22 protein-coding genes are annotated in these 26,361 nt (G+C 65.2%); 21 read left to right on the top strand and 1 reads right to left on the bottom strand.

Features of this window, described 5'->3' with window-relative positions; genetic code table 11:
- The first annotated feature begins 169 nt into the window (after positions 1–169).
- The 9 genes from BTH42_RS31260 (at position 170) to BTH42_RS31220 (ending at position 8,982) form a co-directional block, all read left to right on the top strand.
- Complete coding sequence (locus BTH42_RS31260; protein WP_075305050.1) at positions 170–1,270, top strand: LacI family DNA-binding transcriptional regulator; 1,101 nt, start codon at positions 170–172, stop codon at positions 1,268–1,270.
- Between the two features lie 188 nt (positions 1,271–1,458).
- Positions 1,459–2,706, top strand: coding sequence for an ABC transporter substrate-binding protein (locus BTH42_RS31255; RefSeq protein ID WP_075305049.1), 1,248 nt, complete (start codon positions 1,459–1,461; stop codon positions 2,704–2,706).
- 127 nt (positions 2,707–2,833) lie between these two features.
- Positions 2,834–3,853, top strand: coding sequence for a carbohydrate ABC transporter permease (locus BTH42_RS31250; RefSeq protein WP_075305048.1), 1,020 nt, complete (start codon positions 2,834–2,836; stop codon positions 3,851–3,853).
- The gene (locus BTH42_RS31245; RefSeq protein WP_075305047.1) at positions 3,850–4,680 is read left to right on the top strand and encodes a carbohydrate ABC transporter permease; all 831 of its coding nucleotides are present in this window, start codon (positions 3,850–3,852) and stop codon (positions 4,678–4,680) included. The genes BTH42_RS31250 and BTH42_RS31245 overlap by 4 nt, the downstream gene beginning before the upstream one ends.
- 59 nt (positions 4,681–4,739) lie before the next feature.
- Positions 4,740–6,077 (top strand): GH1 family beta-glucosidase, encoded by a 1,338-nt coding sequence (locus tag BTH42_RS31240; protein WP_075305046.1) that lies wholly within the window; start codon positions 4,740–4,742, stop codon positions 6,075–6,077.
- Positions 6,078–6,177: 100 nt separating this feature from the next.
- Positions 6,178–7,308, top strand: coding sequence for an ABC transporter ATP-binding protein (locus BTH42_RS31235; RefSeq protein ID WP_075305045.1), 1,131 nt, complete (start codon positions 6,178–6,180; stop codon positions 7,306–7,308).
- Positions 7,309–7,320: 12 nt separating this feature from the next.
- A complete protein-coding gene (locus BTH42_RS31230; protein ID WP_075305044.1) occupies positions 7,321–7,611 on the top strand; it encodes a hypothetical protein in 291 nt (96 codons plus the stop codon).
- 751 nt (positions 7,612–8,362) lie between these two features.
- A complete protein-coding gene (locus tag BTH42_RS31225) occupies positions 8,363–8,596 on the top strand; it encodes a type II toxin-antitoxin system Phd/YefM family antitoxin (RefSeq protein ID WP_075305043.1) in 234 nt (77 codons plus the stop codon).
- Entirely contained in the window at positions 8,593–8,982 is a 390-nt protein-coding gene (locus tag BTH42_RS31220) for a type II toxin-antitoxin system VapC family toxin (RefSeq protein ID WP_075305042.1), read from the top strand. The genes BTH42_RS31225 and BTH42_RS31220 overlap by 4 nt, the downstream gene beginning before the upstream one ends.
- Here BTH42_RS31220 and BTH42_RS31215 read toward each other — a convergent pair.
- Positions 8,961–10,037, bottom strand: coding sequence for a LacI family DNA-binding transcriptional regulator (locus BTH42_RS31215; protein WP_256702448.1), 1,077 nt, complete (start codon positions 10,035–10,037; stop codon positions 8,961–8,963). The genes BTH42_RS31220 and BTH42_RS31215 overlap by 22 nt on opposite strands.
- Before the next feature lie 306 nt (positions 10,038–10,343).
- Between BTH42_RS31215 and BTH42_RS31210 the strand changes: the two genes are divergently transcribed.
- The 12 genes from BTH42_RS31210 to BTH42_RS31155 all read left to right on the top strand — a co-directional run bounded on the left by BTH42_RS31210 (position 10,344) and on the right by BTH42_RS31155 (position 26,282).
- Positions 10,344–11,579, top strand: coding sequence for an extracellular solute-binding protein (locus BTH42_RS31210; protein ID WP_256702447.1), 1,236 nt, complete (start codon positions 10,344–10,346; stop codon positions 11,577–11,579).
- 75 nt (positions 11,580–11,654) lie between these two features.
- The gene (locus BTH42_RS31205) at positions 11,655–12,572 is read left to right on the top strand and encodes a carbohydrate ABC transporter permease (RefSeq protein ID WP_256702446.1); all 918 of its coding nucleotides are present in this window, start codon (positions 11,655–11,657) and stop codon (positions 12,570–12,572) included.
- 3 nt (positions 12,573–12,575) lie between these two features.
- Positions 12,576–13,406: a carbohydrate ABC transporter permease gene (locus BTH42_RS31200; RefSeq protein WP_075305038.1), complete on the top strand. Its 831-nt coding sequence runs from the start codon at positions 12,576–12,578 to the stop codon at positions 13,404–13,406.
- Between the two features lie 72 nt (positions 13,407–13,478).
- Positions 13,479–14,609 carry an ABC transporter ATP-binding protein gene (locus BTH42_RS31195; protein WP_075305037.1) on the top strand — a complete coding sequence of 377 codons (1,131 nt, stop codon included), beginning with the start codon at positions 13,479–13,481 and terminating at the stop codon, positions 14,607–14,609.
- A 211-nt stretch (positions 14,610–14,820) separates the two neighbouring features.
- Entirely contained in the window at positions 14,821–17,229 is a 2,409-nt protein-coding gene (locus tag BTH42_RS31190; RefSeq protein ID WP_075305036.1) for a beta-glucosidase, read from the top strand.
- Between the two features lie 76 nt (positions 17,230–17,305).
- Positions 17,306–18,073 carry an SDR family NAD(P)-dependent oxidoreductase gene (locus BTH42_RS31185; protein ID WP_075305035.1) on the top strand — a complete coding sequence of 256 codons (768 nt, stop codon included), beginning with the start codon at positions 17,306–17,308 and terminating at the stop codon, positions 18,071–18,073.
- The gene (locus tag BTH42_RS31180) at positions 18,070–18,954 is read left to right on the top strand and encodes an SMP-30/gluconolactonase/LRE family protein (protein WP_075305034.1); all 885 of its coding nucleotides are present in this window, start codon (positions 18,070–18,072) and stop codon (positions 18,952–18,954) included. Before BTH42_RS31185 ends, BTH42_RS31180 begins: the two co-directional genes overlap by 4 nt.
- Before the next feature lie 141 nt (positions 18,955–19,095).
- On the top strand, positions 19,096–20,094 hold the full coding sequence (locus tag BTH42_RS31175) for a LacI family DNA-binding transcriptional regulator (protein WP_075305033.1): 999 nt from the start codon (positions 19,096–19,098) through the stop codon (positions 20,092–20,094).
- A gap of 213 nt (positions 20,095–20,307) precedes the next feature.
- A complete protein-coding gene (locus tag BTH42_RS31170; protein WP_075305032.1) occupies positions 20,308–21,732 on the top strand; it encodes an MFS transporter in 1,425 nt (474 codons plus the stop codon).
- A gap of 16 nt (positions 21,733–21,748) precedes the next feature.
- Positions 21,749–23,533 (top strand): IlvD/Edd family dehydratase, encoded by a 1,785-nt coding sequence (locus BTH42_RS31165; RefSeq protein ID WP_075305031.1) that lies wholly within the window; start codon positions 21,749–21,751, stop codon positions 23,531–23,533.
- 88 nt (positions 23,534–23,621) lie between these two features.
- Positions 23,622–24,818 (top strand): fumarylacetoacetate hydrolase family protein, encoded by a 1,197-nt coding sequence (locus tag BTH42_RS31160; protein WP_075305030.1) that lies wholly within the window; start codon positions 23,622–23,624, stop codon positions 24,816–24,818.
- Between the two features lie 21 nt (positions 24,819–24,839).
- Positions 24,840–26,282 carry an aldehyde dehydrogenase family protein gene (locus BTH42_RS31155; protein WP_075305029.1) on the top strand — a complete coding sequence of 481 codons (1,443 nt, stop codon included), beginning with the start codon at positions 24,840–24,842 and terminating at the stop codon, positions 26,280–26,282.
- Positions 26,283–26,361: the final 79 nt, after the last annotated feature.

Here is a 26,361-nt window from a genome sequence, read left to right as displayed (position 1 = left end):
ATCTCTTTGCTTGAAGTACTGCTTCTATCTCTTTCATAGAGAGGCCGGTGCGACGCTTCCTCCACCCTCGTCGCATCGGCTGCTTTTTCTCTTTACAGAATTCCTGACCGGACGTACCTCGCTTTTTCGTATTTGAAAGCGCTTTCAGAACAGTAACCTGGCATAACTCATGACCGACCACGGCTCCGACGATCGATCCGGCGCACCCCAGCTACCCCAGCTACCCGAGGTACCGCTGGCGCCGAACGTGACGCTCGAGGAAATCGCGCGCGCGGCCGGCGTATCGCCGAGCACCGTGTCGCGCATTCTGAACGGCTCCGCGCGCGTGGTGCCGGCCAAACAACAGGCGGTCGAAGAAGCGATCGCTCGCTTTAACTACCGGCCGAACATCCTCGCGCGCGGGCTCGCGAGCGGCCGCACCGAAACGATCGGCGTACTGACCCAGGCGGTGTCGAGCCCGTTTTACGCGGAGTGGCTGCGCGGTATCGAGGAAGCGTTATACGAACCGGGTTTCACGCCGATCTTCGTGAGTAGCCGCTGGAATCTCGACGACGAAAAGGCGCGCCTCGAACAACTGATCGCGCGCCGGGTCGACGGGATCATCCTGCTGCACGCGCAGCTCGACGAAGCGACGCTCACCGACTACGCGCGCTGGGCGCCGATGCTGGTGCTCGGCCGCTCGGTGCAGAACAGCGTGGCGCTCGCGGGTCTGCCGATCGACAACCTGCAGGGCGCGCGCGACGCGACCCGCCATCTGATCGAACAGGGGCATCGCGAGATCGCCTTTATCGCCGGGCCGTCGAATCACGAGGATGCGATCGAGCGCCTCGACGGCTATCGCAGCGCGCTCATCGAGGCGGGCATCGGCTTCGACCCCGAACTCGTCGAGCAGGGCGACTACCTCGAAACCGGCGGCGTCGCCGCGATGGAGCGGCTGATGGCGCGTCATCCGTCGTTCAGCGCGGTGTTCTGCGCGAACGATCAGACCGCGTACGGCGCGCGCCTCGCGATGTTCCGGCGCGGCGTGCGGGTGCCCGACGATGTATCGCTGGTCGGCTTCGACGATCTGCCGACTTCGTCGTACATGACCCCGCCGCTAACCACCGTGCGTCAGCCGACCTACGAAATCGGCCGGCTCGCCGCGCAGGGAATCGTGCGGATGATCCGCAAGCAGTCGATCGAACTCAGCCCGATTCCGCTCACGCTGGTCACGCGGGAAACCACCCGGCGCATCGCGCCGCCGGTGAGCCGGGGAGACGCGCGTGGGTAGCCCGCCGGCCTTCCAGTGCGCATTTTTTTTCGCATTACGTGAAAGCGCTTTCAAAACCACGCGCCGCGCATAACGGACACAACAGATACATCGGACACAACAGCAGCAAAGACAACAGGGGAAGCACGTTAGTCGTAGTAGAGCAGTAATCGAATGCCATTCACAAACGATTCAACAGGAGACGAGTAATGAAATTCCGCTTTTCGGGCCCCGCTGCCGCAGTTCTGCTCAGCCTCGCCGCAGCCGGCGCGCACGCCAATACCACGCTGACGGTCGCGGTTTTCCCGAAGCTGGATCAGGAAATCAAGGATGCGCTGCCCGCATGGAAGAAGCTGCATCCGGACGTCGATATCAAGGTGTCGTCGCTGGCGATCGCCGATCACCATAACGCGATGACCACCGCGCTCGCGACCAGCTCGAATCTGCCCGACGTGATGGCGGTCGAGGTCGGCTTTATCGGCCGTTTCGCGGCGGGCGGCGGCCTGCAGGATCTGTCGAAGGCGCCGTACAGCGCGGGCCAGTACAAGAGCCAGTTCATCAATTACACGTTCGCGCAGGCGACCACCCAGGACGGCGCGATCGTCGGCATGCCGGCCGACATCGGTCCGGGCACGCTGTTCTACCGCAAGGACATCCTCGACAAGGCCGGCGTCACCGAAGCCGATCTGACGAAGTCGTGGGACTCGTATCTGGCGGCCGGCCAGAAGATCAAGAAGGCGACCGGCGCGTACCTGATGGCGTCCTCGCGCGACATCGAGGACATCTACATTCGCGCGGATCTGAAAGAAGGCGACGGCGTCTACTTCGACAAGGCCGGCAATCCGGTCGTCACGTCGCCGCGTTTCGTGAAGGCGTTCGAACTCGCGAAGAAAGCGCGCGACCTCGGCCTCGACGCGAAGATCACGCCGTGGTCGAACGAATGGGCCGAGAGCTTCAAGCGCGGCACCGTGTCGACGCAGATGATGGGCGCATGGCTCGGCGGCCACCTGTCGTCGTGGATCGCGCCGGACACCAAGGGCCTGTGGCGCGCGACCAATCTGCCGAATAACGCATACGCATCGTTCGGCGGCACCTTCTACGCGATTCCGGCGAAGGCGACGCAAAAGCCGATGTCGTGGGAATTCATCAAGTTCCTGACCACGCGCCAGGACACCCAGCTCGCATCGTTCCGTTCGATCGACGCATTCCCGGCGCTGCTCGCCGCGCAGAACGATTCGTTCTTCGCCGAGCCGGTCGCGTTCCTCGGCAACGAGAAGGCGCGTTTGATCTGGCGTGACGCGGCGTCGCACATTCCGGCGATCCAGCGCAGCAAGTACGACCAGGTCGCCGAAGAGGCGGTCCATTCGGCGCTCGACAAGGTGGTCGACGACGGCGCCGACGTGCATACCGCGCTGCAGGAAGCGCAGGACCAGATCGCGCATCGGGTCCGCCGCTAAGCGACGTAGTGAGCCTCAAAGCGGCTCAGGCGAACGTGCGCGTGATAGCGCGCGCCGCTCGAACCGCGTGCTGCAAACAGCGTGGCCGGTCCCCACACCGGCCACGCCCGACTGGACGGAACTACTGATGAACACTCCGCTGCCCACGACCGAACAGATTGCCCGCGACGGCTCGACCGCGCTGCCGCCGCTCGCGGCGCCGCGCCGCAAGTCGCGCTTCGATCCGGTGAAGGTCGCGCCGTACCTGTTTCTCGCGCCGTTTTTTGCGCTGTTCGCGCTATTCATTGCCTTTCCGCTGCTGTTCTCGCTATACCTGTCGTTCCAGAGCTGGGACGCGACCGCGGGACTCGCGAGCATGAAGTGGGTGGGCCTGTCGAACTTCACGTTCACGCTGACGGACCCGTGGTACTGGAAGTCGCTGTACAACACCGCGTCGATGGCGATCATGTCCGGCCTGCCGCAACACCTGGTTGCGCTGCCGCTCGCGTTCTTTCTGCAGACCGCGTTCCGCCGCTGGCGCAATTTCGTGGTCGGGCTGTACTTCCTGCCGTTCATCACGTCGAGCGTCGCGATCGCGCTGATCTTCTCGTCGCTGTATTCGACCGACTTCGGGATGATCAACCTCGCGATCACCGAACTCGGCAAGCTGCCCGGCCTGCACTGGATCGTGCCCGCGCATCCGATCGAATGGCTCTATAACCCGAAGAACGTGAAGCCGGCGGTGTCGGTCGTGATCTTCTGGCGCTATGTCGGCTGGAACACGGTGCTGTATCTGTCCGCACTGCAAACCATTCCGAAGGACCTGTATGAAGCCGCGCGCATCGACGGCGCGAACGGCTGGCAACAGTTCACCCGCATCACGATCCCGCTGATCAAGCCGATGATTTTCTTCGCGGTCACGCTGTCGATCATCGGCGGTCTGCAACTGTTCGAAGAGCCGTTCATTCTGCTGCCGAACGAAGGGATGGGCACGAGTCAATCGGGTCTGACGACCGCTGTTTATATGTATCGCACCGCATTCCACGATGGCGACTTCGGTACCGCGAGTTCGATCGCCTGGCTGCTGTTCATCTCGATCGCCGCGCTGATGTGGCTGAACACGCGCCTTTTCCACCGCAGCGGCATGAACGAGGAGAACCAGCGATGAAATCACCGAACCAGAAAGGCCGTTATATCGGCTACGCCATCGTGCTGGCGGGCGCGCTGCTGATGTTCTCGCCGTTTTACTTCATGTTCGTGTTCGCGACGCACACGAGTTCGGAAATCTTCTCGATGCCGCCGCCGCTGTGGTTCGGCAGCGCGTTTTTCGACAACATGGCCTCGCTGATGCGGCATATCCCGTTCTGGCGCAATCTCGGCTGGAGCTTCTATACCGCGGCGATCCAGACCGTGCTGACGCTGCTGGTCACGTCGATGGCCGGCTACGCGTTCGCGATGTACGAGTTCCGCTTCAAGAAGACGCTGTTCGCGATCGCGCTGACCGCGATGCTGGTGCCGCCGTTCCTCAGCATGATTCCGACCTTCATGACGATGAACCTGCTCGGCTGGATCGATCAGCCGCGCGCGCTGTACGTGCCCGGCGCGGCCGCCGCGCTCGGTGTGTTCCTGATGCGTCAGTACGTGGCATCGGCGATTCCGGCGGATCTGATCGAGGCGGCGCGTATCGACGGCTGCGGCGAGTTCCGCATCTACTGGAGCATCGTGATGCCGCTGCTCGGGCCGGCGCTGGGCACGCTCGGGCTGATCAGCTTCATTCAGGCGTGGAACAACTTCCTGTCGGCGCTCGTCGTGCTGCGTTCGCCGTCGATGTACACGCTGCCGCTCGCATTGCGCATCCTGCAAAGCCCGACCAATTCCGATTGGGGCGCGGTAATGGCGGGGTCCGCGGTCGCGGTGCTGCCGCTGCTGGTGCTGTTCGCTTTTACTTCGCGGCGTTTGATCGACGGTCTGACGACCGGCGCGGTCAAGGCCTGAGCTGGACTTCCTTTCATTCGATGCCCTCGCGGGCATGACCATCCAGGACACCAATATTTATGCCGACGTATCGATTCAACGAAGACTTCGTCTGGGGCGTGGCCACCAGTTCCTATCAGATCGAAGGCGCAGCACATGAGGACGGCCGCGGCCCGTCGATCTGGGACGCGTTCTGCAAGGTGCCGGGCAAGGTCGTCAACGGCGAGAACGGCGACGTCGCCTGCGATCACTATCACCGCCTCGAACAGGACCTGGATCTGATGGCGGACCTCGGCCTCGATGCGTACCGCTTTTCGATCGCGTGGCCGCGTGTGCAGCCGACCGGCCGCGGCGAATTCAACGACAAGGGCCTGGACTTCTACGACCGTCTGGTCGACGGTCTGCTCAAGCGCGGCATCCAGCCGTTCGCGACGCTGTATCACTGGGACCTGCCGCTGTCGTTGCAGCACACGCAGAACGGCTGGGAAAACCGCGACACCGCGTATCGTTTCGCGGACTACGCGCGCAAGATCGGCAGCGTGCTGGGCGACCGGGTCGCATCGATCGCGACGCATAACGAGCCGTGGTGCACCGCGTGGCTCGGCAATGCGACCGGCTATTTCGCACCGGGCAACGCCGACCTGAAGAAAGCCGCGCACGTCGCGCACCATCTGCTGCTGTCGCACGGTCTCGCGGTGCAGGCGCTGCGCGCCGACGGCGTGAAGGCGTCGCTCGGCATCGTGCTGAACCAGTCGCCCGCGCATGGCGCGACCGATTCCGCCGAAGACGTCGCGGCCGCGTCGCTCGAATACGCGAAGTTCGTGCGCTGGTACATGGACCCGCTGTTCAAGGGCGAATATCCGGCCGAAGCGCTGGAATGGTATGGGGTGAACGGTCCGCAGGACGTGATCCTGAACGGCGACTTCGACGTGATCGGCACGCCGATGGACTTCCTCGGCATCAACTACTACACGCGCATTTTCGCCAGCGCGTCGGGCGAAAAGCGTCCGCCGGGCGCGCTCGGCTTCACCGATATGGACTGGGAAGTCTATCCGCAAGGGCTGACCGAACTGCTCACGAACCTGAACGCGGACTACAAGCTGCCGCCGGTCTACATCACCGAGAACGGCTGCGCGGCAAAAGACGTGCTCGAAAACGGCCGTGTGCATGATGCGGACCGCGTGCGCTTCTATGACCTGCATCTGGCCGCGTTGTCGGATGCCGCGCAGAAAGGCGTCGATATCCGCGGCTATTTCGCGTGGAGCATGCTCGACAACTTCGAATGGGCGTCGGGTTACGACAAACGCTTCGGCATGGTTCACGTCGACTACGCGACCCAGCAGCGCACGCTGAAGGATAGCGCGTTGTGGTATCGCGACGTGATCGCGGAACACACCGGCGTCGCGGCCGCGGGCTGACGCCGCACCGAACCTCGCGTGGCGCGCAAAAAGTAGTGGGGCAGTGGGATAGCGTCACGCGAGGTCTTTGCAAGGAACAGGATTCAGGAGGACGTATCAAATGGGCGAACTCGCATTGCGCAACGTCACGAAGACGTATGGCGAAGGGCCGCAGGTAATTCAGGGCATCGATCTGCACATTCCGGACGGTCAGTTCACGGTGTTCGTCGGCCCGTCCGGTTGCGGCAAATCGACGATGCTGCGGATGATCGCCGGGCTCGAATCGGTGACGGGCGGCGACATTCTGATCGACGGCGTGCGGGTCAACGATCTGCAGCCGGCCGATCGCGGCATCTCGATGGTGTTCCAGAGCTATGCGCTGTATCCGCATATGACGGTCGCCGACAACATGGGCTTTTCGCTGAAGCTCGCCGGCAAGTCGAAGCGCGAAGTGCGCGAGGCGGTCGGCCGCGCCGCCGAGATTCTGCAGATCACCCATCTGCTGGAGCGCAAGCCGAAGGCGTTGTCGGGCGGTCAGCGCCAGCGCGTCGCGATCGGTCGCGCGATCGTGCGCAAGCCGCGCGTGTTTCTGTTCGACGAGCCGCTGTCGAATCTCGACGCGGCGCTGCGCGTGCAGATGCGGATCGAACTGGCGAAGCTGCATCGCGAGCTGGGCACGACGATGATCTACGTGACGCACGATCAGGTCGAAGCGATGACGCTCGGCGAACAGATCGTCGTGTTCAACAAAGGCCGCATCGAACAGACCGGCGCGCCGCTCGATCTGTACGAGCGGCCGGCCAACCGTTTTGTCGGCGGCTTTATCGGCTCGCCGCAGATGAATATGCTGGCCGCGTCGCTGGTATCGCAGGACGACAACGAGACCGTCGTGATGCTCGGCGGCGCGAATCAGCGCATCGTTCTGCCGGGCGCGACCGCGCATTCGCTGAACGGCGATCTGACGCTCGGCGTGCGCGCCGAGCATCTGGGTATCGGCTCGCTCGATACCGGGCTCGCGGCGCGCGTCGAGCTGGTCGAGCATCTCGGCGACGTATCGATCCTGCACGCGCGCCTCGACGGGATGGCGCACGCGATCGCACTGAAGCTCGACCGGAAGGATGCGCAGCACGCGGTCGGTGCGCGGGTCGGCATCGAGGTCGCGTCGGCGGAGGTCAAGCTGTTCGATGCGAGCGGCGCGGCGGTCGCGTTCGAGCGTCCGGCAGTCGACGAGGATTTGCGGGCGGTCGCCTGACGGGCCGGCGCGATGATGACTCGACAAACGAAACCACTTACGGACGAGGGCGCGGCTGCGCAGGGTGAGCCGGCGCCGCTAACCGGCGCGAGCGAGGCTGCGCCGGCCGACGCGCAAGGTGGCACCCAAGGCGACGCGCAACGCGCTGAGGCTGCCGGCGCGGAGCCTCGCCGCAGAGCCGGCGAAGCCGAGCCGCTGCCGCGCGCGTGGCCGGCGAGGCCTCGCGGGCCGCTGTACACGTGGATCGTGCATTTCGACGCGGAGCCGTCGGCGGGCGCGCGCACGCCGGACCGCGAAGAATGAGGCGGCTGGATCGCGCGTTGGCGGCGCGTTGATCGGTGGCCGCCGCAAGTGCCCTTCGCCACCCGCTACCGTCTACAAATAATTAAGCGCCTCCTTCGTAGCGAGCATCATGAAAGCGCTGTCAGGCGGAGAGCCAAGCCAGTTACCGGTATCACAAAAGCTTAGGTAAACCCCTCATGGCGGCGCGCAATATGCGCCATTAACATCCGCTAACGTTAAGGGTAACGTCAAATGTTTGTTCCTCGTCGAAGAGTGGTGGCACAAGGGCAAATAGCGCTTCCCATGACGCGCCGCCGCGCTGTCCGGCCGTGGCGATCCGCTGCAACGAGCGCCGCGCAGACGGTGCCGGGCAACATCCTCTCGCCAGGCAGTACGCATCCCGTGATTCGCACAGGTCCCGGAGGCGCGCGACAGCTCAGCTTTGTCGACGCCGCCGGCCTGCCCGCCCCCGAGCCGGTGGCGGAGCGGTACCGCTCAGGTACCGGCGGGCTGCTTGCGCTACTTCAGACACGATTGCAGAACCGCGCCGGCGCCGCGAGCGTCGCGTTCGCGCGGCCGCCGCAAACGCGTCGGATCAGGGCAGGACTGAAGCTGGAGAGAGCTTCAGGCAGGGACTCGGGCACTAACGAGTGAGGCAGCAGTGAGGCAAGTTTGATAAAGACGGTCAGGTCGCGCAGCAGTAGCGTACGAGAGCCAACGCGGCGGCCCGGCACAAAAATAACCGTTGGATTTTTGTTGGGTGGAGAGCGTCATGGAAAAGCGAGTATCCAAAGCCATTTTCAAATCCCGCGCTTGCGAGCTGTTTCGTCAGGTCGAAGCGTTGGGCGAAACCGTGATCGTCACGGACCGGGGGCATCCGACGATCGAGATCAGGCCGTATCGCAGCAAGCAGGAAAATCCGCTCGAGCTGCTGCGCGCGTCGATCACGCACTTCAACTTCAAGCATGCGCTGCAACCGGTCGCCGCGGAGCAGGAAGAGGGATGATCACGCTCGATACGCTGGCGCTGGTGTGCTGGCTCGGTAGGCAGAAGGCGCTGAGCCAGGCCGCGCACGAGGCGATCGACCGCGAGCTCGACGGCGGCGAGATCCTGATCTCGGCGATCAGCGCGCTGGAGATCGCCGAGCTCGTGAAGGCGGGCAGTCTGGGCTTGTCGATGGATGCGCGCAGCTGGATGTCGACGTTTCTGTCGCTGGACGGCGTGCGGATGATTCCGGTCGACACCGAGATCGCGTTCCGCGCGGCCACGCTGTCGCCGGCGCTCAGCTCGCACCAACGGCTGATCGTCGCGACCGCGCGCACCTACGGCGGCGCGCTGGTCACCTCCGACGCGAAGGTGCGCGCGTCGACTTACGTCGAAACGATCTGGTGACGGCCGCGGCGCTGCTTCGTGCGGACCGGGCCGGTGGAGTCGCGCACCACCAGCTCGGCCGGCAGCGTGATGCGCTGCGAAGCGGCGTCGATGCCGGCGATCTGCGCGAGCAGCGTGTTGACCGCCGAGCGCGCCATCTGCTGGAACGGCTGGCGGATCGTGGTGAGCGCGGGGTGGAATTGTTCGGACATCGGAATATCGTCGAAGCCGATCACCGAGATGTCGTCGGGCACTCGCAGACCGGCTTCGCGGATCGCGGCGATTACGCCGAACGCGCTCTGGTCGTTGGCGGTGAAGATCGCGGTGGGCGGTTCGGCGAGATTGAGCAGGTCGAAGGTGACGTCGAACGCCATCATCTGCGACAGGTCGCCGGCGGCGACCAGCGCGTCTTCGCGCACGAGGTTCAGACGCGCGACCGTATCGTGATAGCCGCGCTGACGGTCGCGCACGCCTTCGATGGTTTCGTCGCCGGCCAGAAAGGCGATGCGCTTGTGACCGAGTTCGGCCAGATGCTCGACCGCCAGACACGCGCCGCCGTAGTTGTCGACCGAGACCGACGGGAAGCCCGTCAGCGTACCGCGTTGATCGACCACGACGACCGGCACCTTGGCGGTGGCGAGCGCTTCGAGACACAGCGATTCGCGCGGCAGGATCGCGAGGATGCCGTCGGAGAATTGCTGGATCAGGCCGAGCAGATCGTGATGGGCATGACGGTCTTCGTCGAACACCGTGTAGACCAGCATCTCCATGCCCGCGCCGCGTGCCGCGCGGCCCGCGCCGAGCACCAGTTCGCTGGAGAACTGCGTGTCGAGCGTCGGCGTGATGATGCCGATAATGCCGTTGCGGCCGCCCGAGAGTTTCTGCGCGGTGCGGTTGACCACGTAACCGATGTCCGACGCGATGCGCAGTACTTCGTCGCGGGTTTCGCGCGACACGCCGGGGCGGCCGTTGAGCGCGCGCGACGCGGTCATCTGGGAGACGCCGGCAAGCTTGGCGACGTGCTCCAGCGTGGGCGTCTGCCTGGCCATGCGAGTGGAAGGAGTGCGAGAAGTCATCGTTGTATCGACTCGCTAATCACGTTAGCGATACCGTTTATGTAGTCGCTATTCTAGCAGAAGCGTTGTCATTTCAGCCCCATGTTCAGGGGCTAATCTGATGCGGGATGCAAGCTTTAACGTTCAGATACCAGGTAAAATCCCGCATAGCCGTAGTTCAAGCGCCGGCCTAACATTCGCTAACGTTAAGGCTAACGTTAATAACCCGGCGGTTTCTTATAAATCCTAGAGAGGGGACACAACATGGCGTACCCGGCTTTTGCCAAAGCGCGGTCCATCGTCGGCGCCACGGCGCTGCTATTTACGTTGTCTGCGGTAGTTTCGAGCGCCGTCGCGGCCGAGTCCGGCAAGACGCTTTCCGTGTGGGACCAGCAAACCAATGCGTCGTCGAGCAAGATCATTCGCGACGCGTCGGACCGCTTTGAGAAATCGACCCCGGGTTACAAGGTCGAGAATTCGCACGTGCTGAACGAGGCGTACAAGACCAAACTGAAGGTTGCGTTCGGCGCGAACCAACCGCCGTGCGTGTTCGAGAACTGGGGCGGCGGCGGCCTGCACGAGTATGTGAAGTCCGGCCAGATCGTCGACCTCACACCGTACCTGAGCAAGGATCCGGCCTATCGCAACCGCTTCATGCAGTCGTCGTGGGACGTCACCACGTTCGACGGCAAGACCTACGGCGTGGCCGCCGAAAACGCCGCCGCCGCGGTGATCTTCTACAACAAGGAAACCTTCAAGAAGTACGGCATCACGCCGCCGAAGACGTGGGATGAACTGATGCACGTGGTCGAAGTGCTGAAGTCGCATAACGTCGCCGCCTTCTCGCTCGCGAACAAGAACAAGTGGACCGGTTCGATGTACTACATGTACCTGGTTGACCGGATCGGCGGTCCGCAGGTCGTGAAGGACGCGCTCGCGGGCAAGGGCAAGGGCTTCGAAGACCCGGCCTTCGTCGAAGCGGGCAAGCGGATTCAGGAACTGGTGAAGGCCGGTGCGTTCGCGCCGGGCATCAACGGTCTCGATTACGACTCGGGCGCGTCGCGCCGCCTGCTGTATTCGGGCAAGGCTGCGATGGAGCTGATGGGCGCATGGGAAGCGTCGACGATCGCCAACGAAGCGCCGGCGTTCTCGAAGGACCTCGACTTCTTCCCGTTCCCGACGGTGCCGGGCGGCAAGGGCGACCCGCGCGACCTGATCGGCACGGTGGGCGACGGCTTCCTGAGCATCTCGGCCGAGTGCAAGTCGCCGGAAGCGGCGTTCAAGCTGATCCAGGCGCTGACCGACGAGCAGGCGATGCAGGCTCGCGCGTCGGATGACCACAAGCTGCCGCCGGTCAACAACGTGAAGATCGACGATCCGTTCACGCAGCGTCTGCAGAAGCTGCTGGCCGCGGCGCCGAGCGTGCAGCTGTGGTACGACCAGGCACTGCCGCCGGCTCTGGGCGAAATGCACAAGGACACGACCCAGGCGCTGTTCGGTCTGTCGCTGACGCCTGAAGCCGCCGCGCAGCAAATGGAAGCCGCCGCGAAGAAGGGCGGTTAATCCGCAGTCTCCCAGTCTCCCGTTCAACGGAAAAGTCCGGCCGGCGCCGCGAGGTGCCGGCCGGCAGACAAGCTCGTGAATATCGCACTCTCCGCTACACCTGAACGCCGGCTGCGGCTGTCGCCGCAAACGTTAGTCACGGTCGTGTTTCTCGCGCCGTCGCTATTGCTGCTGGCCGTATTCCTGCTCTATCCGCTGGTCTCCAGCTTGCGGCTGTCGCTGCTCGACTGGAACGGCCTCGGTAATACCGCCCGTTATATCGGCTTTGCGAACTGGGCCCGGCTCGCGCACGACACGGTGTTCTGGCAATCGCTGAAGAACAACGTGATTCTTGCGGTCGCGTCGATCGTGATCCAGCTGCCGATCGCGCTCGCGCTCGCCGTGCTGCTGGAAAAAGCCGGCCGCGGCTCGCGCCTGCTGAAGGTGCTCTATTTCCTGCCGCTGCTGATGTCGAGCGTCGCGATCGGCGTGCTGTTCAAGCAGATCTACGATCCGAATTTCGGCCCGCTCAATGTCGCGTTGCAGGCGTTCGGTCTCGACGGTCTCGCGAAGGACTGGCTCGGCGACCCGCACTTTTCGTTGGCCGCGACGATCGCCGTGATCATCTGGCAAAACGCGCCGTTCTACATGATTCTGTTTCTCGCCGGTCTTTCTTCGATGCCGGCCGAGGTCAACGAGGCGGCGCTGCTCGACGGCGCGTCCCAGTGGACCATTTTCTGGCGCATCAAGCTGCCGCATCTGCAAGGCACGGTGCGCACCGCGGTGATCCTGTCGGTGCTCGGTTCGCTGCGCTACTTCGACCTGGTGTTCGTGATGACCGGCGGCGGCCCGGAAGGCTCGTCCGAGGTGATGGCCACCTATATGTATCGCACGGTGTTCAGTTCGTTCCAGCTCGGCTACGGCAGCACGATCGGCTCGGCGATGTTCCTGATCGTCATCGCGGTGGCGGCGGTATCGATGTATCTCAGCCGTCGTTACGCAACCGAGGTTTGAACCATGAACAAGAAATTTCGCTTTCCCCGTATCGGCATTCCTCTGCTGGCGATCATCTGGCTCGGCGTCACGACGATCCCGTTCCTCTTCATGGTCGTGTCGAGCTTCAAGAGCACGGAAGAGACCTTCTCGTCGTCCGTGTGGGCGCCGCCCGAGCATCTGTACTGGGGCAACTACACCGCTGTGTTGCAGGGACCGTTCTTCACGTACTTCCGTAATAGCGTGTTCACGGTCGGCGTGTCGGTGCTGCTGATCGTGATCATTAGCGCGATGGCCGCCTACGTGTTCGCCCGCGTGCGCTTCGCGCTGAACAAGACGCTGTTCGGTCTGGTGGTCGCCGGGATGATCGTGCCGCTGCACGCGACGCTGGTGCCGATCTATCTGCTCACCCGTAACCTGGGCTTCTACGACACCGCGTTCGCGTTGCTCGGGCCGTACGTCGCGCTCAGCCTGCCGGTGTCGATCTTCATCCTGACCGAGTTCATGCGGCAGATTCCGCGCGAACTCGAAGAAGCGGCGCAACTCGACGGCTGCAGCCCGTTCCGGATCTTCTGGCGGATCTTCTTCCCGCTGTCGGCGCCGGGGCTCGCGACGGTCGCGATCTTCAACGGCATCGGTCTGTGGAACGAGTTCATCTTCGCGTACATGCTCACGTCGACCGCCGAGCACCGCACGCTGCCGCTCGCGATCTGGGACTTCATGGGGCAATACGCGTCGAACATCCCGTCGATGCTGGCCGTGCTCGTGCTCACCTCGCTGCCGCTGATCGTCGCCTACGCGTTCGGTCAGGAACGCGTGATCAAGGGAATGATGGCCGGCTCGCTGAAGGGCTGAGCCGCCTCGCCTACCACCTCGACAACGCGCGGGCTGAAGCCGGCCCGCGCACCGAACTTCGCATACAACGTCATGGCAAGCATCTCCCTTACTAACGTACAGAAGTCCTATACGAGCGGCACCGCGGTGATTCGCGACGCCAACCTCGAAGTCGGTCACAACGAATTCTGCGTGTTCCTCGGCCCGTCGGGTTGCGGCAAGTCCACGCTGCTGCGGATGATCGCCGGACTCGAATCGATCACCGACGGCGAACTGCGGATCGACGGTCAGCTGATGAACAGCGTCGAGCCGGCCAAGCGCCAGGTCGCGATGGTGTTCCAGAACTACGCGCTGTATCCGCATATGAGCGTGTACGAGAACATGGCCTTCGGTCTGCGCCAAGCGAAAGTCGACAAGGCGGTCATCGACCAGAAGGTTCGCAGCGCGGCCGCCGCGCTGCAACTGGATAGCTACCTGGAGCGTCGTCCGGCCGCGCTGTCCGGCGGCCAGCGTCAGCGCGTCGCGATTGGCCGCGCGATCGTGCGTGAGCCGGGTGTGTTCCTGTTCGACGAACCGCTGTCGAACCTGGACGCCGCGTTGCGCGTGCAGACCCGCACCGAAATCGCCCGTCTGCATCGCGAGTTCCGCCGCGCGAGCGCGGTCTACGTCACGCACGACCAGATCGAAGCGATGGCGCTCGCCGACAAGATCGTGCTGCTGCACGCCGGCGCGGAGATGGAGAAACACGGCAGCATCGCGCAGATCGGCGCGCCGCTCGATCTGTATCACCGGCCGAAGAGCCGCTTCGTCGCCGGCTTTATCGGCTCGCCGAAGATGAACTTCCTGCCGGCCAAAGTGCTCGCGACCGACGAGCACGGCATCGAAGTCGAACTGACGACCGGCGAGCGCGCTCGCGCGCAGGTGGACGGCCGCCGCCTGACGGTCGGCGCGCAGGTCACGCTCGGCGTGCGTCCGGAGCATCTGGCGCTGCCGTCGAGCCAGCCCGGCGTGCAGACGATCCGCTGCGCGGTGCGGCTGGTCGAGCGGATGGGCGAGCACAGCTACGTGCATCTGGCCGGCGGCGCGCGCGACGGCAATCCGATCATCGCGAAGCTGCCCGGCGACGGCGGCGTGAGCGCCGACGAGCGGATCGAACTGGCGCTGGCGCCGCATGCGTGCCACGTGTTCGACGACAAGGACTTCGCGCTGCCGCGTCTGCACTGAGTTCAGCGGCGCCCACGCCCGCGGCTCGCAGGTAGCCGCGTTCGATTCGCGCCGTTACTCGATCAATCAGCAGGACTGCGAATATTCGCAGGGCAAATGAAAACGTAGGGGATCGCATTGCCGTTGATCCATCGCCCCGCCGCGCGCGGGCGAACCACGGCGGTGCCGGCGCTTCGCGCGCTTCACACAACAGGACAAAAAGGAGTTTTCGATGTTGCTTCGGCAAGGTGACGTTCCGCTCTACCGCAATAGCGCGGCGACCGTGGAGGAGCGCGTGGCCGATCTGCTCGCGCGCATGACGCTCGACGAAAAGATCGCGCAGCTTCACGCCGCGTGGCTGAAGCTGTCGGCCGACGGCAAGCACAAGGCGCGCAGCATCGATTTCGCGCAGAGCGCGAACCAGAGCACCGTCGACGAAATCCTTCAGTACGGCCTCGGCCAGATCACCCGGCCGCTCGGCACCCACACCGTCGAGCCGAAGGAAGGCGTGCGCGCGCTCAACGAGCTGCAGCGCAAGATGGTCGAGGACACTCGCCTGGGCATTCCGGTGATGGCGCACGAAGAGTGTCTGGTCGGCCTGATGATCAAGGACGCGACGCTGTTTCCGTCGCCGCTGAACTACGCGGCGACGTGGAATCCGCAACTGGTCGGCGAAGTCGGCCGGATCATCGGCGAACAGGCGCGCTCGATCGGCTGTCACCAGGGGCTCGCGCCGGTGCTCGACGTATCGCGCGATCCGCGCTGGGGCCGCACCGAGGAAACGCTCGGCGAAGATCCGTATCTGGTCGGCGTGCTCGCCTGTCATTACGTGAAGGGCCTGCAAGGCGAGCGCCGCGATCTGCTCGCGACGCTCAAGCATTTCGTCGGCCATTCGGCCAGCGAGGGCGGCCGCAATCACGCGCCGGTGCATGTCGGCCCGCGCGAGCTGAACGACGTGTTCATGCTGCCGTTCGAAATGGCGGTCAAGCTCGCGAACGCCGGTTCGGTGATGCCCGCGTATCACGACGTCGACGGCGTGCCGTGTCACGGCGACCGCGAATTGCTGACCGAGACGCTGCGCGACAAGTGGGGCTTCGACGGTCTGATCGTCGCCGACTATGCGGGCGTCGATCTGCTGTACAGCCACCATGCGGTTGCGCGCGACAGCGCATCGGCGGCGGCGCTCGCGTTCAACGCGGGCCTCGACGTCGAACTGCCGGGCCACGAGTGCGCGGTGCATCTGAAGGAAGCGCTCGCGCGCGACGAGATCACCGAAGCGACGATCGACGCGGCGGTCTCGCGCGTGCTGCGCACCAAATTCCAGCTCGGCCTGTTCGAGAATCCATACGTCGATCCGGAGCGCGTCGATGTAAAGAGCGCGGCCGCGGGCGATACCGCGTATCAGGTCGCGCTCGAATCGGCGGTGCTGTTGCGCAACGAAGGCAGCGTGCTGCCGTTGAACGCGAACGGCGCCGACAAGATCGCGGTGATCGGCCCGACCGCCGACGACCCGCTCGCGCTGCTCGCCGGCTACAGCTTCCCGGTCCATCTGATCAATAGCGGCGAGCTGTCGACCGCATCGATCGCGACGCCGCTGCGCGCGTTGCGCGCGCTGCTCGGCAACGAGCGCGTGATCCACGCGCCCGGCTGCGACATCATCAAGGAGCGCCGCGCCGGCGCGCCGGTGTTCCCGGGCGACGTGTCGCTCGATCTGAGCGGCGACGCGAAACGCGACGACGAACTGATCAGCAAGGACACCCAGGGAATCGCCGCGGCGGTCGAAGCCGCGCGCGCGGCCGGCGTCGCGCTGGTGTTCGTCGGCGACCTCGCGGGGCTGTTCCAGTCCGGCACGGTCGGCGAGGGCTCGGACACCGACAGCCTCGATCTGCCGGGCGTGCAGCAGCAACTGCTCGAAGCGGTGGTCGCGAGCGGCACGCCGACGGTCGTCGTGATGACCGGCGGCCGGCCGTACAACCTCGGCGGTCTCGAAGAGCGGATCGCCGCGCAGATCATCGCGTTCGCGCCGGGCGAGCGCGGCGCCGAAGCGCTTGCCGATCTGCTGGTGGGCCGCGCCAATTTCAGCGGCCGTCTGCCGCTGTCCGTGCCCAAGAGCGCGGGCGCGGTGCCATACGTGTACAACCATCGGCTGAAAAGCGCGGGCACGCCGGTCGCCTACCACTTCGGTTGCCGCTACCCGTTCGGCTTCGGGCTCGGCTATACGCAGTTCCGCTACGGCGAGCTCGCGCTCGCGCAGCGCGAAGTGGCGATCGACGACGGCACGATCGAACTGAGCTTCGCGCTCGATAACACCGGCGCGTGCGACGGCACCGAAGTCGTGCAGATCTACGTGCGCGACCGTCATGCGTCGGTCGCGCGGCCGGTGCGCGAGCTGAAGGCGTTCGCGCGGGTGCCGCTGGCGAGCGGCGCGGCGACGCGCGTGCGGGTCAAACTGCCGGTCGATATGCTGAACTTCACCGACGCACGCGGCGAGCGTATCGTCGAGCCCGGCGACTTCGATCTGCTGGTCGGCAGCTCGAGCCGCGACATTCATCTGAGCGGCACGGTCACGGTGACCGGCAATGCGACCCGGACGCTGCCGCGCGACTGGCGCATGCTGGCTGAAGTCGATATCGTGTCGTAATTCAAACGGCAGCCGGCGGCCCGGGGGCTCTCCGGGCAGTCCCACTCGAACCCTACTCGAAACAACGGAATATCTGATGTCGTACGCAATCTACCCGAGCCTGGCGGACAAAACGGTCGTCGTCACCGGCGGCGGCAGCGGGATCGGCGCCGCGATGACCGAGGCGTTCGCGCAACAGGGCGCGCGCGTGTTCTTCCTCGACGTCGCCGAGGCCGATTCGCTCGCGTTGCAGGAAAAGCTTCGCGATGCGAAGCATCCGCCGCTGTTCCGGCGCTGCGATCTGCGCAACGTCGATGCGATCAACGAGATGTTCGCCTCGATCGTCGCCGCGGCAGGTCCGATCGACGTGCTGGTCAACAACGCCGGCAACGACGACCGCCACGAAATCGGCGAACTGACCGCGAGCTACTGGGACGACCGTATCGCGGTGAATCTGCGCCACCAGTTCTTCTGCGCGCAGGCCGCCGCGAACGGGATGCGCGAGGCCGGCCGCGGCGTGATCCTGAATCTCGGCTCGGTGTCCTGGCATCTGGCGCTGCCGAATCTGGCGATCTACATGACCGCGAAGGCCGGCATCGAAGGGCTCACCCGCGGTCTCGCGCGCGATCTCGGCGGCGCGGGCATCCGCGTGAACTGCATCATCCCGGGCGCGATCAGGACGCCGCGGCAGATGGCGCTGTGGCAATCGCCGGAGAGCGAGGCGAAGGTCGTCGCGAGCCAGTGTCTGAAACTGCGCATCGAGCCCGAGCACGTCGCGCGCATGGCGCTGTTTCTCGCGTCGGACGACGCGTCGCGCTGTTCCGGTCGCGATTACTTCGTCGACGCAGGGTGGTACGGAGAATGAGCATGCCGGTCCCTGTGTGCGTGTGGCCGGTCGGCGCCGAACTCGGCGAAGGACCGCTGTGGCAGGCCGCCGAAAACGCGCTGTATTTCGTCGACATCAAGGGCCACCGGATTCACCGGCTGGCGCTGGACAGCGGCGAGCAGCAAAGCTGGCAGGCGCCGGATCAGCCCGGCTTCATCGTGCCGCTCGCGGACCGGTTATTCGTGTGCGGATTGCCCGACGGTCTGTATTGCTTCGATGCGACGAGCGGCGCGTTCGCGAAGCTGGTCGACGTCGAGGCGCAACTGCCGGGCAACCGCCTGAACGACGGTTTCGTCGATGCGCAAGGACGGCTGTGGTTCGGCTCGATGGATAACGCGGAAGTCGCGCCGAGCGGCACGCTGTATCGCGTGAACGAAGCCGGCGAGGCGCTCGCGCAGGACGACGACTACGTGATCACCAACGGCCCGGCGATGAGCCCGGACGGCCGCACGCTGTATCACAACGACACGATGCGCCGCGTGGTCTACGCGTTCGACGTCGCCGCCGACGGCACGCTGTCGGGCAAGCGGATTTTCGCGGCGATTTCGGGCGACGGCCATCCGGACGGCTTGGCCGTGGACGCCGACGGCTTCGTGTGGGTCGCGCTGTTCGGCGGCTGGCGCATCGAGCGTTATTCGCCGGCCGGCGAGCTGGTCGATCAGGTGCCGCTGCCGTGCGCGAACGTGACCAAGCTCGCGTTCGGCGGCGACGATCTGCGCACCGTCTACGTGACGACCGCATGGAAGGGCCTGACCGCGGTCGAACGTCAGCACCAGCCGCAGGCGGGCGGGCTGTTCTCGTTCCGCGCGCCGGTGGCGGGACAGGCGCAGGCGAGCTGCACGGTCGGCTTCGCGCGCTAACGAGCGGCCGCCGATGTCAAGCCAGGATATCGCCGCGAACGCCCCGGCGCGGGCGGCCAGGTATCATGTGCGTTCCGTGACTTTCGCGCATCCGTTTCGCTTCCTACCATGACGTCGTCCAGGCCAACCGTCCCGCCCCGCATGTCCGATGTCGCCGAACGCGCGGGCGTTTCGAAGATGACCGTGTCGCGCGTGCTCGCGGGCCGCAACGTATCGCAAGCGACGCGCGAGAAAGTCCAGAAGGTGATCGACGAACTCGGCTACGTTGCCGATGCGGCGGCGGGCGCGTTGTCGTCGGGGCGTTCGGAGTTCGTCGCGGTGCTGGTGCCGTCGCTGTCGAGCTCGAACTTCTCGGACACGGTGCGCGGGCTGAACGCGGCGCTCACGCCGCACGGGCTGCAACTGCTGCTCGGCGACACCGACTACAGCCTCGAACAGGAAGAACTGCTGGTGCGCTCGATGCTGCGCCACCAGCCGCGCTGCGTCGCGCTGACCGGCGGCCGCCACACCGACGCGACGCGCACGCTGTTGCAGCGCGCCGGCATTCCGGTGGTCGAAATGTGGGATCTGCCGAGCGATCCGATCGATACAGTGGTCGGCTTCTCGAACTCGGCGGCGGCGCGCGCGATGGTCCGCCATCTGCACGAACGCGGCTACCGGCGCATCGGTTTCATCGCCGGCGCGAGCGAGCTGGACCGGCGCGGCGCCGACCGGGCGCGCGGCTACGTCGCCGAAATCAGGGCGCTCGGCCTGGGCGAGCCGCGCGTGATCCGGCTCGGCGATTCGCCGATCACGATGAGCCACGGCGCTCCGGCGATCAGCGCGTTGCTCGAAGCGTGGCCCGACACCGACGCGGTGATGTGCGTAAGCGACATGTCCGCGTTCGGCGCGATCATGGAATGTCACCGGCGCGGACTGTCGGTACCGGGCGATATCGCGGTGGCCGGCTTCGGCAATTTCGAAGTGTCGTGGTGCTGCCAGCCGAGCATCACGACGGTGTCGGTCGACGCGTATGGGATCGGCCAGCGCGCCGGCGAAACGCTGCTCGCCGCGCTCGCTGAACGCGAGGCGGGCGCCGCGCCGCAGCGCAGGAAGGCGGCAAAGATCGACTTCTCGGTGATCGCGCGCGACAGCGCGTAAGCGTTAAAACCCTCAAAACCCTTAAAACGTAGCTCAGGGATATCCCTTGGTTGTTCGGACGGTAAGCCGCGCGTAACATTCACGACCATAAATGTTACCGGTAACTTTTTATCGGCGGCGCGCGCTGGGGTGGGTGGAGGCGGATCTGATCCGCACAAGCCCCGGCGTCACGCGACGGCATTTCCTACGATAAATACGCTGATGGAGATACGAATGAGTGCTGTACCTTCTGCGGGCGCCGGCTCCGCCGCGCGCATCGACGAATTCGAAGAAAAGACTTACCGCAAGGTCGTGCGCCGGCTGCTGCCGATCCTGCTGCTGTGCTACGTGGTCGCGTATCTGGACCGCGTGAACGTCGGCTTCGCAAAGCTGCAGATGCTCGACGATCTCGGCCTGTCCGACACGATGTACGCGATCGGCGCGAGCGTGTTTTTCTGGGGCTACTTCATTTTCGAAGTGCCGAGCAACGTGTTTCTGCATCGCTACGGCGCGCGCTTCTGGATCGCGCGGATCATGTTTACGTGGGGCATCGTGTCGATGGCGCTCGCGTTCGTCGAGCCGCTCGCGCGTCTCGCGCACGTCGAAACCGCGACGATGTTCTACACCCTGCGGTTTCTGCTCGGGCTCTGCGAAGCGGGCTTTTTCCCCGGCGTGATCCTGTATCTGAACTTCTGGTTCCCTGCGCAGCGCCAAAGCCGCGTGATGTCGGGCTTCCTGATCGCGATGCCGGTCAGCCTGATGCTCGGCGGCGTGGTGTCCGGTTGGCTGATGGAGAACACGGCCGGTCTGCTGGGCTTCCAGGGCTGGCAGTGGATGCTGTTGATCGAAGGCGTGCCGTCGCTGCTGACCGCGTTCGTCGTGTATTTCTCGCTCGACGACGGTATCGAGCAGGCCCGCTGGCTGACGCCGCAGGAAAAGACCCTGCTCGCCGCGAACCTGCAACGCGAAAGCACGCACAAGACCGCGCGCTTCGGCGCGGCGGTGCGCGATCCGCGCGTGTGGCTGCTGGTCGCGATCCTGCTCACGTTCAATACCGGCTTCTACGGCCTCGCGTTCTGGCTGCCGTCGATCATCAAGGCGACCGGCGTGCAGGACCCGCTGCATATCGGCCTGCTGACCGCGATTCCGTACGGCGTGGCGATCGTCGCGACGCTCGCGAACGCCGCGCACTCGAAGAAAACCGGCGAGCGGCGCCTGCATGCGGCGATTCCGGCGCTGATAGGCGGCCTCGGGCTGATCATGAGCGCGGCAGTGGCGCATCATGTAGTGTTGGCGATCACGTTCCTGACCATCGCGACCGCCGGCATTCTCGCGCTGATGCCGATTTACTGGACTTTCCCCGGCCAGTTGCTGTCGGGCGCGGCGGCGGCTGCCGGTATCGCGATGATCAACGCGATCGGCAACCTGTCCGGCTTCACCGGTTCGATGATCACCGCGGTCGCGAAGAATCTGACCGGCGATATCAACAACGGCACTTACGCGCTCGGCGCCTGCCTGCTGGTCAGCTGCGTGCTGATCCTGCTGGTGCCGCGCACGATGCTCGAGCGGACCGGCTCGCCCGCGGGCGACGAAGCCGGCCGCAACCCGACGCGCGCGGCGAACGCCACGCAACGCGCGCGCGAAACCCTTACCCCATGACAGAGAGATAAGCATCATGTCAGCATCCACCCCGCGCCGGCTGCGCAGCCAGGAATGGTTCGACGATCCTTCGCACGCGGACATGACGGCGCTGTACGTCGAGCGTTTCATGAACTACGGTCTGACGCGCGAAGAGTTGCAGTCGGGCCGGCCGATCATCGGCATCGCGCAGACCGGCAGCGATCTCGCGCCGTGCAACCGCCACCACATCGAACTGGCGGCGCGCACGAAGGCCGGCATTCGCGATGCCGGCGGGATTCCGATGGAATTTCCGGTGCACCCGCTCGCGGAACAGAGCCGCCGGCCGACCGCCGCGCTCGACCGCAATCTCGCGTATCTGGGCCTCGTTGAAATCCTGCACGGCTTTCCGCTCGACGGCGTGGTGCTGACCACCGGCTGCGACAAGACCACCCCGGCCTGCCTGATGGCGGCGGCGACCGTCGATATGCCGGCAATCGTACTGTCCGGCGGCCCGATGCTCGACGGCTGGCACGACGGTCAGCGGGTCGGCTCGGGCACGGTGATCTGGCATGCGCGCAATCTGCTCGCGGCCGGCAAGATCGATTACGAAGGCTTCATGGAGCTGACCACCGCGTCGTCGCCGTCGATCGGTCACTGCAACACGATGGGCACCGCGCTGTCGATGAACAGCCTCGCCGAAGCGCTCGGCATGTCGCTGCCCGGCTGCGCGAGCATTCCGGCCGCGTACCGCGAGCGCGGCCAGATGGCCTACGCGACCGGCAAGCGGATCGTCGATCTGGTGCGCGAGGACGTGCGGCCGTCGCAGATCATGACCAAAGAGGCGTTCGAAAACGCGATCGTGGTCGCGTCGGCGCTCGGCGCGTCGACCAACTGCCCGCCGCATCTGATCGCGATCGCGCGGCATATGGGCGTCGAACTGAGTCTCGACGACTGGCAGCGCGTCGGTGAACAGGTGCCGCTGATCGTCAACTGCATGCCGGCCGGCGAATATCTCGGCGAGAGCTTCCACCGCGCGGGCGGCGTGCCGGCGGTGATGCGCGAACTCGCGAACGCGAAGCTGGTGCACGAGGACTGCCTGACGGTGTCGGGCCGCACGATGGGCGAGATCGCCGCCGCCGCGCCGCAAGCGGATCGCGACGTGATCAAAACCGCTGACGATCCGCTCAAGCACGGCGCGGGCTTCATGGTGCTGTCGGGCAACTTCTTCGACAGCGCGATCATGAAGATGAGCGTGGTCGGCGAAGCGTTCCGGCAGACCTATCTGAGCGAGCCGGGCGCGGAAAACACCTTTGAGGCGCGCGCAATCGTGTTCGACGGTCCCGAGGACTATCACACGCGGATCAACGATCCGTCGCTGGAAATCGACGAGCATTGCATCCTCGTGATTCGCGGCACCGGCACGGTCGGATATCCGGGTAGCGCCGAAGTCGTCAACATGGCGCCGCCGGCGGAGTTGATCCGCCAGGGCATCACGTCGCTGCCGACGCTCGGCGACGGCCGCCAGAGCGGCACGTCGGCGAGCCCGTCGATTCTGAACATGTCGCCGGAAGCGGCGGTCGGCGGCGGCCTCGCACTGCTGCGCACCAACGACCGGATTCGCGTCGATCTGAACGCGCGCAGCGTGAACGTGCTGGTCGACGAAGCCGAACTCGCACAACGCCGCGAGACCGTGAAATTCGACATCCCGCCCGCGCAAACGCCGTGGCAGGAGCTGTATCGCAAGACGGTCGGCCAGCTCTCGACCGGCGGCTGTCTCGAACCGGCGACGCTGTATCTGAAGGTGATCGCCGAGCGCGGCAACCCGCGCCATTCGCATTGACGTGCGGGTGACAGGGCCGCGGCGCTTTTTTAAAGCGCGCGCGGCCCGGCCCGCGCCGTTTCTCAACTACTTTTAAAGACCCGATCCCATGTCCGCAATTTCTCCTTCCAGCTTTCTTCCCGACGATCTGAACGACGCGTTGCTGGTCGGCCGCGTGTGGCGCGATACCGGCGCGCAGGCAGGACCGTGCGTGGTCGTCGTGCGCGGCGGCGAGGTGTTTGACATCACCGCGAGCATCGCGACGACCGCCGATCTGTTCGAGCGCGACGATGCCGCGCAATTCGCGCGCAATGCGGCCGGCGAATCGCTCGGCCCGGTCGCGCAGCTGATCGACGCGAACCGGCCGGAGGCGATTGCTGCCAACGCGCCGGCCGTGCGTCTGCTCGCGCCGTGCGACGTGCAGGCGATCAAGGCCTGCGGCGTGACCTTCGCGGTCAGCCTGATCGAACGCGTGATCGAGGAGCAGGCGGGCGGCGATCCGGCCAAAGCGAAGGAAGTGCGCGAGACGATCGCATCGACGATCGGCACCGACCTGTCGAAAATCAAGCCGGGCTCGGAAGCGGCGATGAAGCTGAAGGCCGAACTCGAACGCCGCGATGCGTGGTCGCAATACATGGAAGTCGGCATTGGTCCGGACGCCGAAGTGTTTTCGAAGTCGCAGCCGATGTCGGCGGTCGGCTTCGGCGCGGACGTCGGCCTGCTGGCGGCGTCGGTGTGGAACAACCCGGAGCCGGAGATCGTGCTGGCGGTGAATAGCCATGGCACGGTGGTCGGCGCGACGCTCGGCAACGACGTGAACCTGCGCGACATCGAAGGCCGCTCGGCGCTGCTGCTCGGCAAGTGCAAGGACAACAACGGTTCGTGCGCGATCGGCCCGTTCGTGCGGCTGTTCGACGAGCGCTTTTCGCTTGATACGGTGCGCTCGGCGAGCGTGTCGCTGCGCGTGGAAGGCGCCGACGACGACTTCGTGCTCGACGGCGTGAGCCATATGAGCGAGATCAGCCGCGACCCGGCCGACCTCGTCGCGCAGACCTGCGGCCGCCATCACCAGTACCCGGACGGCTTCATGCTGTTCCTCGGCACGATGTTCTCGCCGATCAAGGACCGCGACGCGCCCGGCGGCGGCTTCACGCATCACCTCGGCGACCGCGTGACGATCTCGACGCCGCAACTCGGCGCGCTGACCAACACCGTGCGCCTGTCGACCGAAATCGAACCGTGGACCTTCGGCGTGCGCGCGTTGTATCGCAATCTCGCGGCGCGTGGGTTGCTCGGCGACGCATAACGTGATCAGGAGGATCAGTACATGAGTCAGTTTGCTAATTACATCGACGGCCAGTGGGTCGACGGCGCGAGCGTGTCGCGCAACGTCAGTCCGTCGAATCTGGACGACGTGATCGGCGAATTCGCGCAGGCCGACGCCGAGCAGACGCAGCGCGCGATCGGCGCCGCGCGCAAGGCGTTCGCGTCGTGGTCGCTGTCCACGCCGCAACAGCGCTTCGATCTGCTCGATCAGGCGGGTAGCGCGATCCTCGCGCGCAAGGCCGAACTCGGCCGGCTGCTCGCGCGGGAAGAAGGCAAGACGCTGCCCGAGGCGATCGGCGAAGTGGGCCGCGCTGCGCAGATTTTCAAGTTCTTCGCCGGTGAAGCGCTGCGGCTCGGCGGCGAAACGGTGCCGTCGGTGCGGCCCGGGATGACTGTCGAGATGACGCGCGAGCCGGTCGGCGTGGTCGCGCTGATCACGCCATGGAATTTCCCGATCGCGATCCCCGCGTGGAAGATCGCGCCGGCGCTCGCGTACGGCAACACCGTCGTGATCAAGCCGGCTGACCTCGTGCCGGCGAGCACGTGGGAGCTGGTCAAGATCATCGCGGAAGCGGGCGCGCCGGCTGGCGTGATCAATCTGGTGATGGGGCGCGGTTCGGTGGTCGGCGAGGCGCTGGTGTCGTCGCCGGATGTCGATGCGCTGAGCTTCACCGGCTCGGTGGCGACCGGTCGCGCGATCGGCGCGAAGTGTTTCGAGTCGGGCAAGAAATTCCAGCTGGAGATGGGCGGCAAGAACCCGATGGTGGTGCTCGACGACGCCGATCTCGACGTCGCGGTCGAAGCGTGCATCAACGGCGCGTTCTATTCGACCGGCCAGCGCTGCACCGCGTCGAGCCGGCTGATCGTGACCGAAGGGATTCATGACCGCTTCATCGATGCGATGAAGGCGCGCATGCAGAAGCTGACGGTCGGCGATGCGCTCGCGGACGGCACGCACATCGGGCCGGTCGTCGACGACAAGCAGCTGGCGCAGGACGAGCGTTATCTGGCGGTCGCGCGCGAAGAGGGCGGCACGGTGTTCGGCGGCGAGCGGGTTGATGGCGCGACGCGCGGCTACTTCCTCGCGCCCGCGCTGGTCACGCAGACCACGCCGGCGATGCGGATCAACCGCGAAGAGGTGTTCGGGCCGGTCGCGTCGGTGATCAAGGTGAAGGACTACCAGGAAGCGCTGGCGGTTGCGAACGATACCGAGTTCGGGCTGTCGGCCGGCATTTGCACGACTTCGCTGAAGTATGCGAGCCATTTCCGCCGTCATGTGCAGGCGGGGATGGTGATGGTCAACACCGCGACCGCGGGTGTCGATTACCACGTGCCGTTTGGCGGTCGCAAAGGGTCGAGCTATGGTCCGCGCGAGCAGGGGAGTTATGCGCGCGAGTTTTATACGACGGTGAAGACGGCTTATATCAATCCGGGTGCGGTTTGATGTGAATGTCTGACGGTTGTCGGCGCGGAAACGGAACTGGCCCGCCATCGCATTCAACCGCGATGGCAGGCCAGTAGGG

Source organism: Burkholderia sp. SRS-W-2-2016, from assembly GCF_001931485.1.
Classification (GTDB): domain Bacteria; phylum Pseudomonadota; class Gammaproteobacteria; order Burkholderiales; family Burkholderiaceae; genus Paraburkholderia.
Note: the sequence above shows the minus strand (reverse complement) of the source record. Positions and strands in the feature narration are given on the sequence as shown.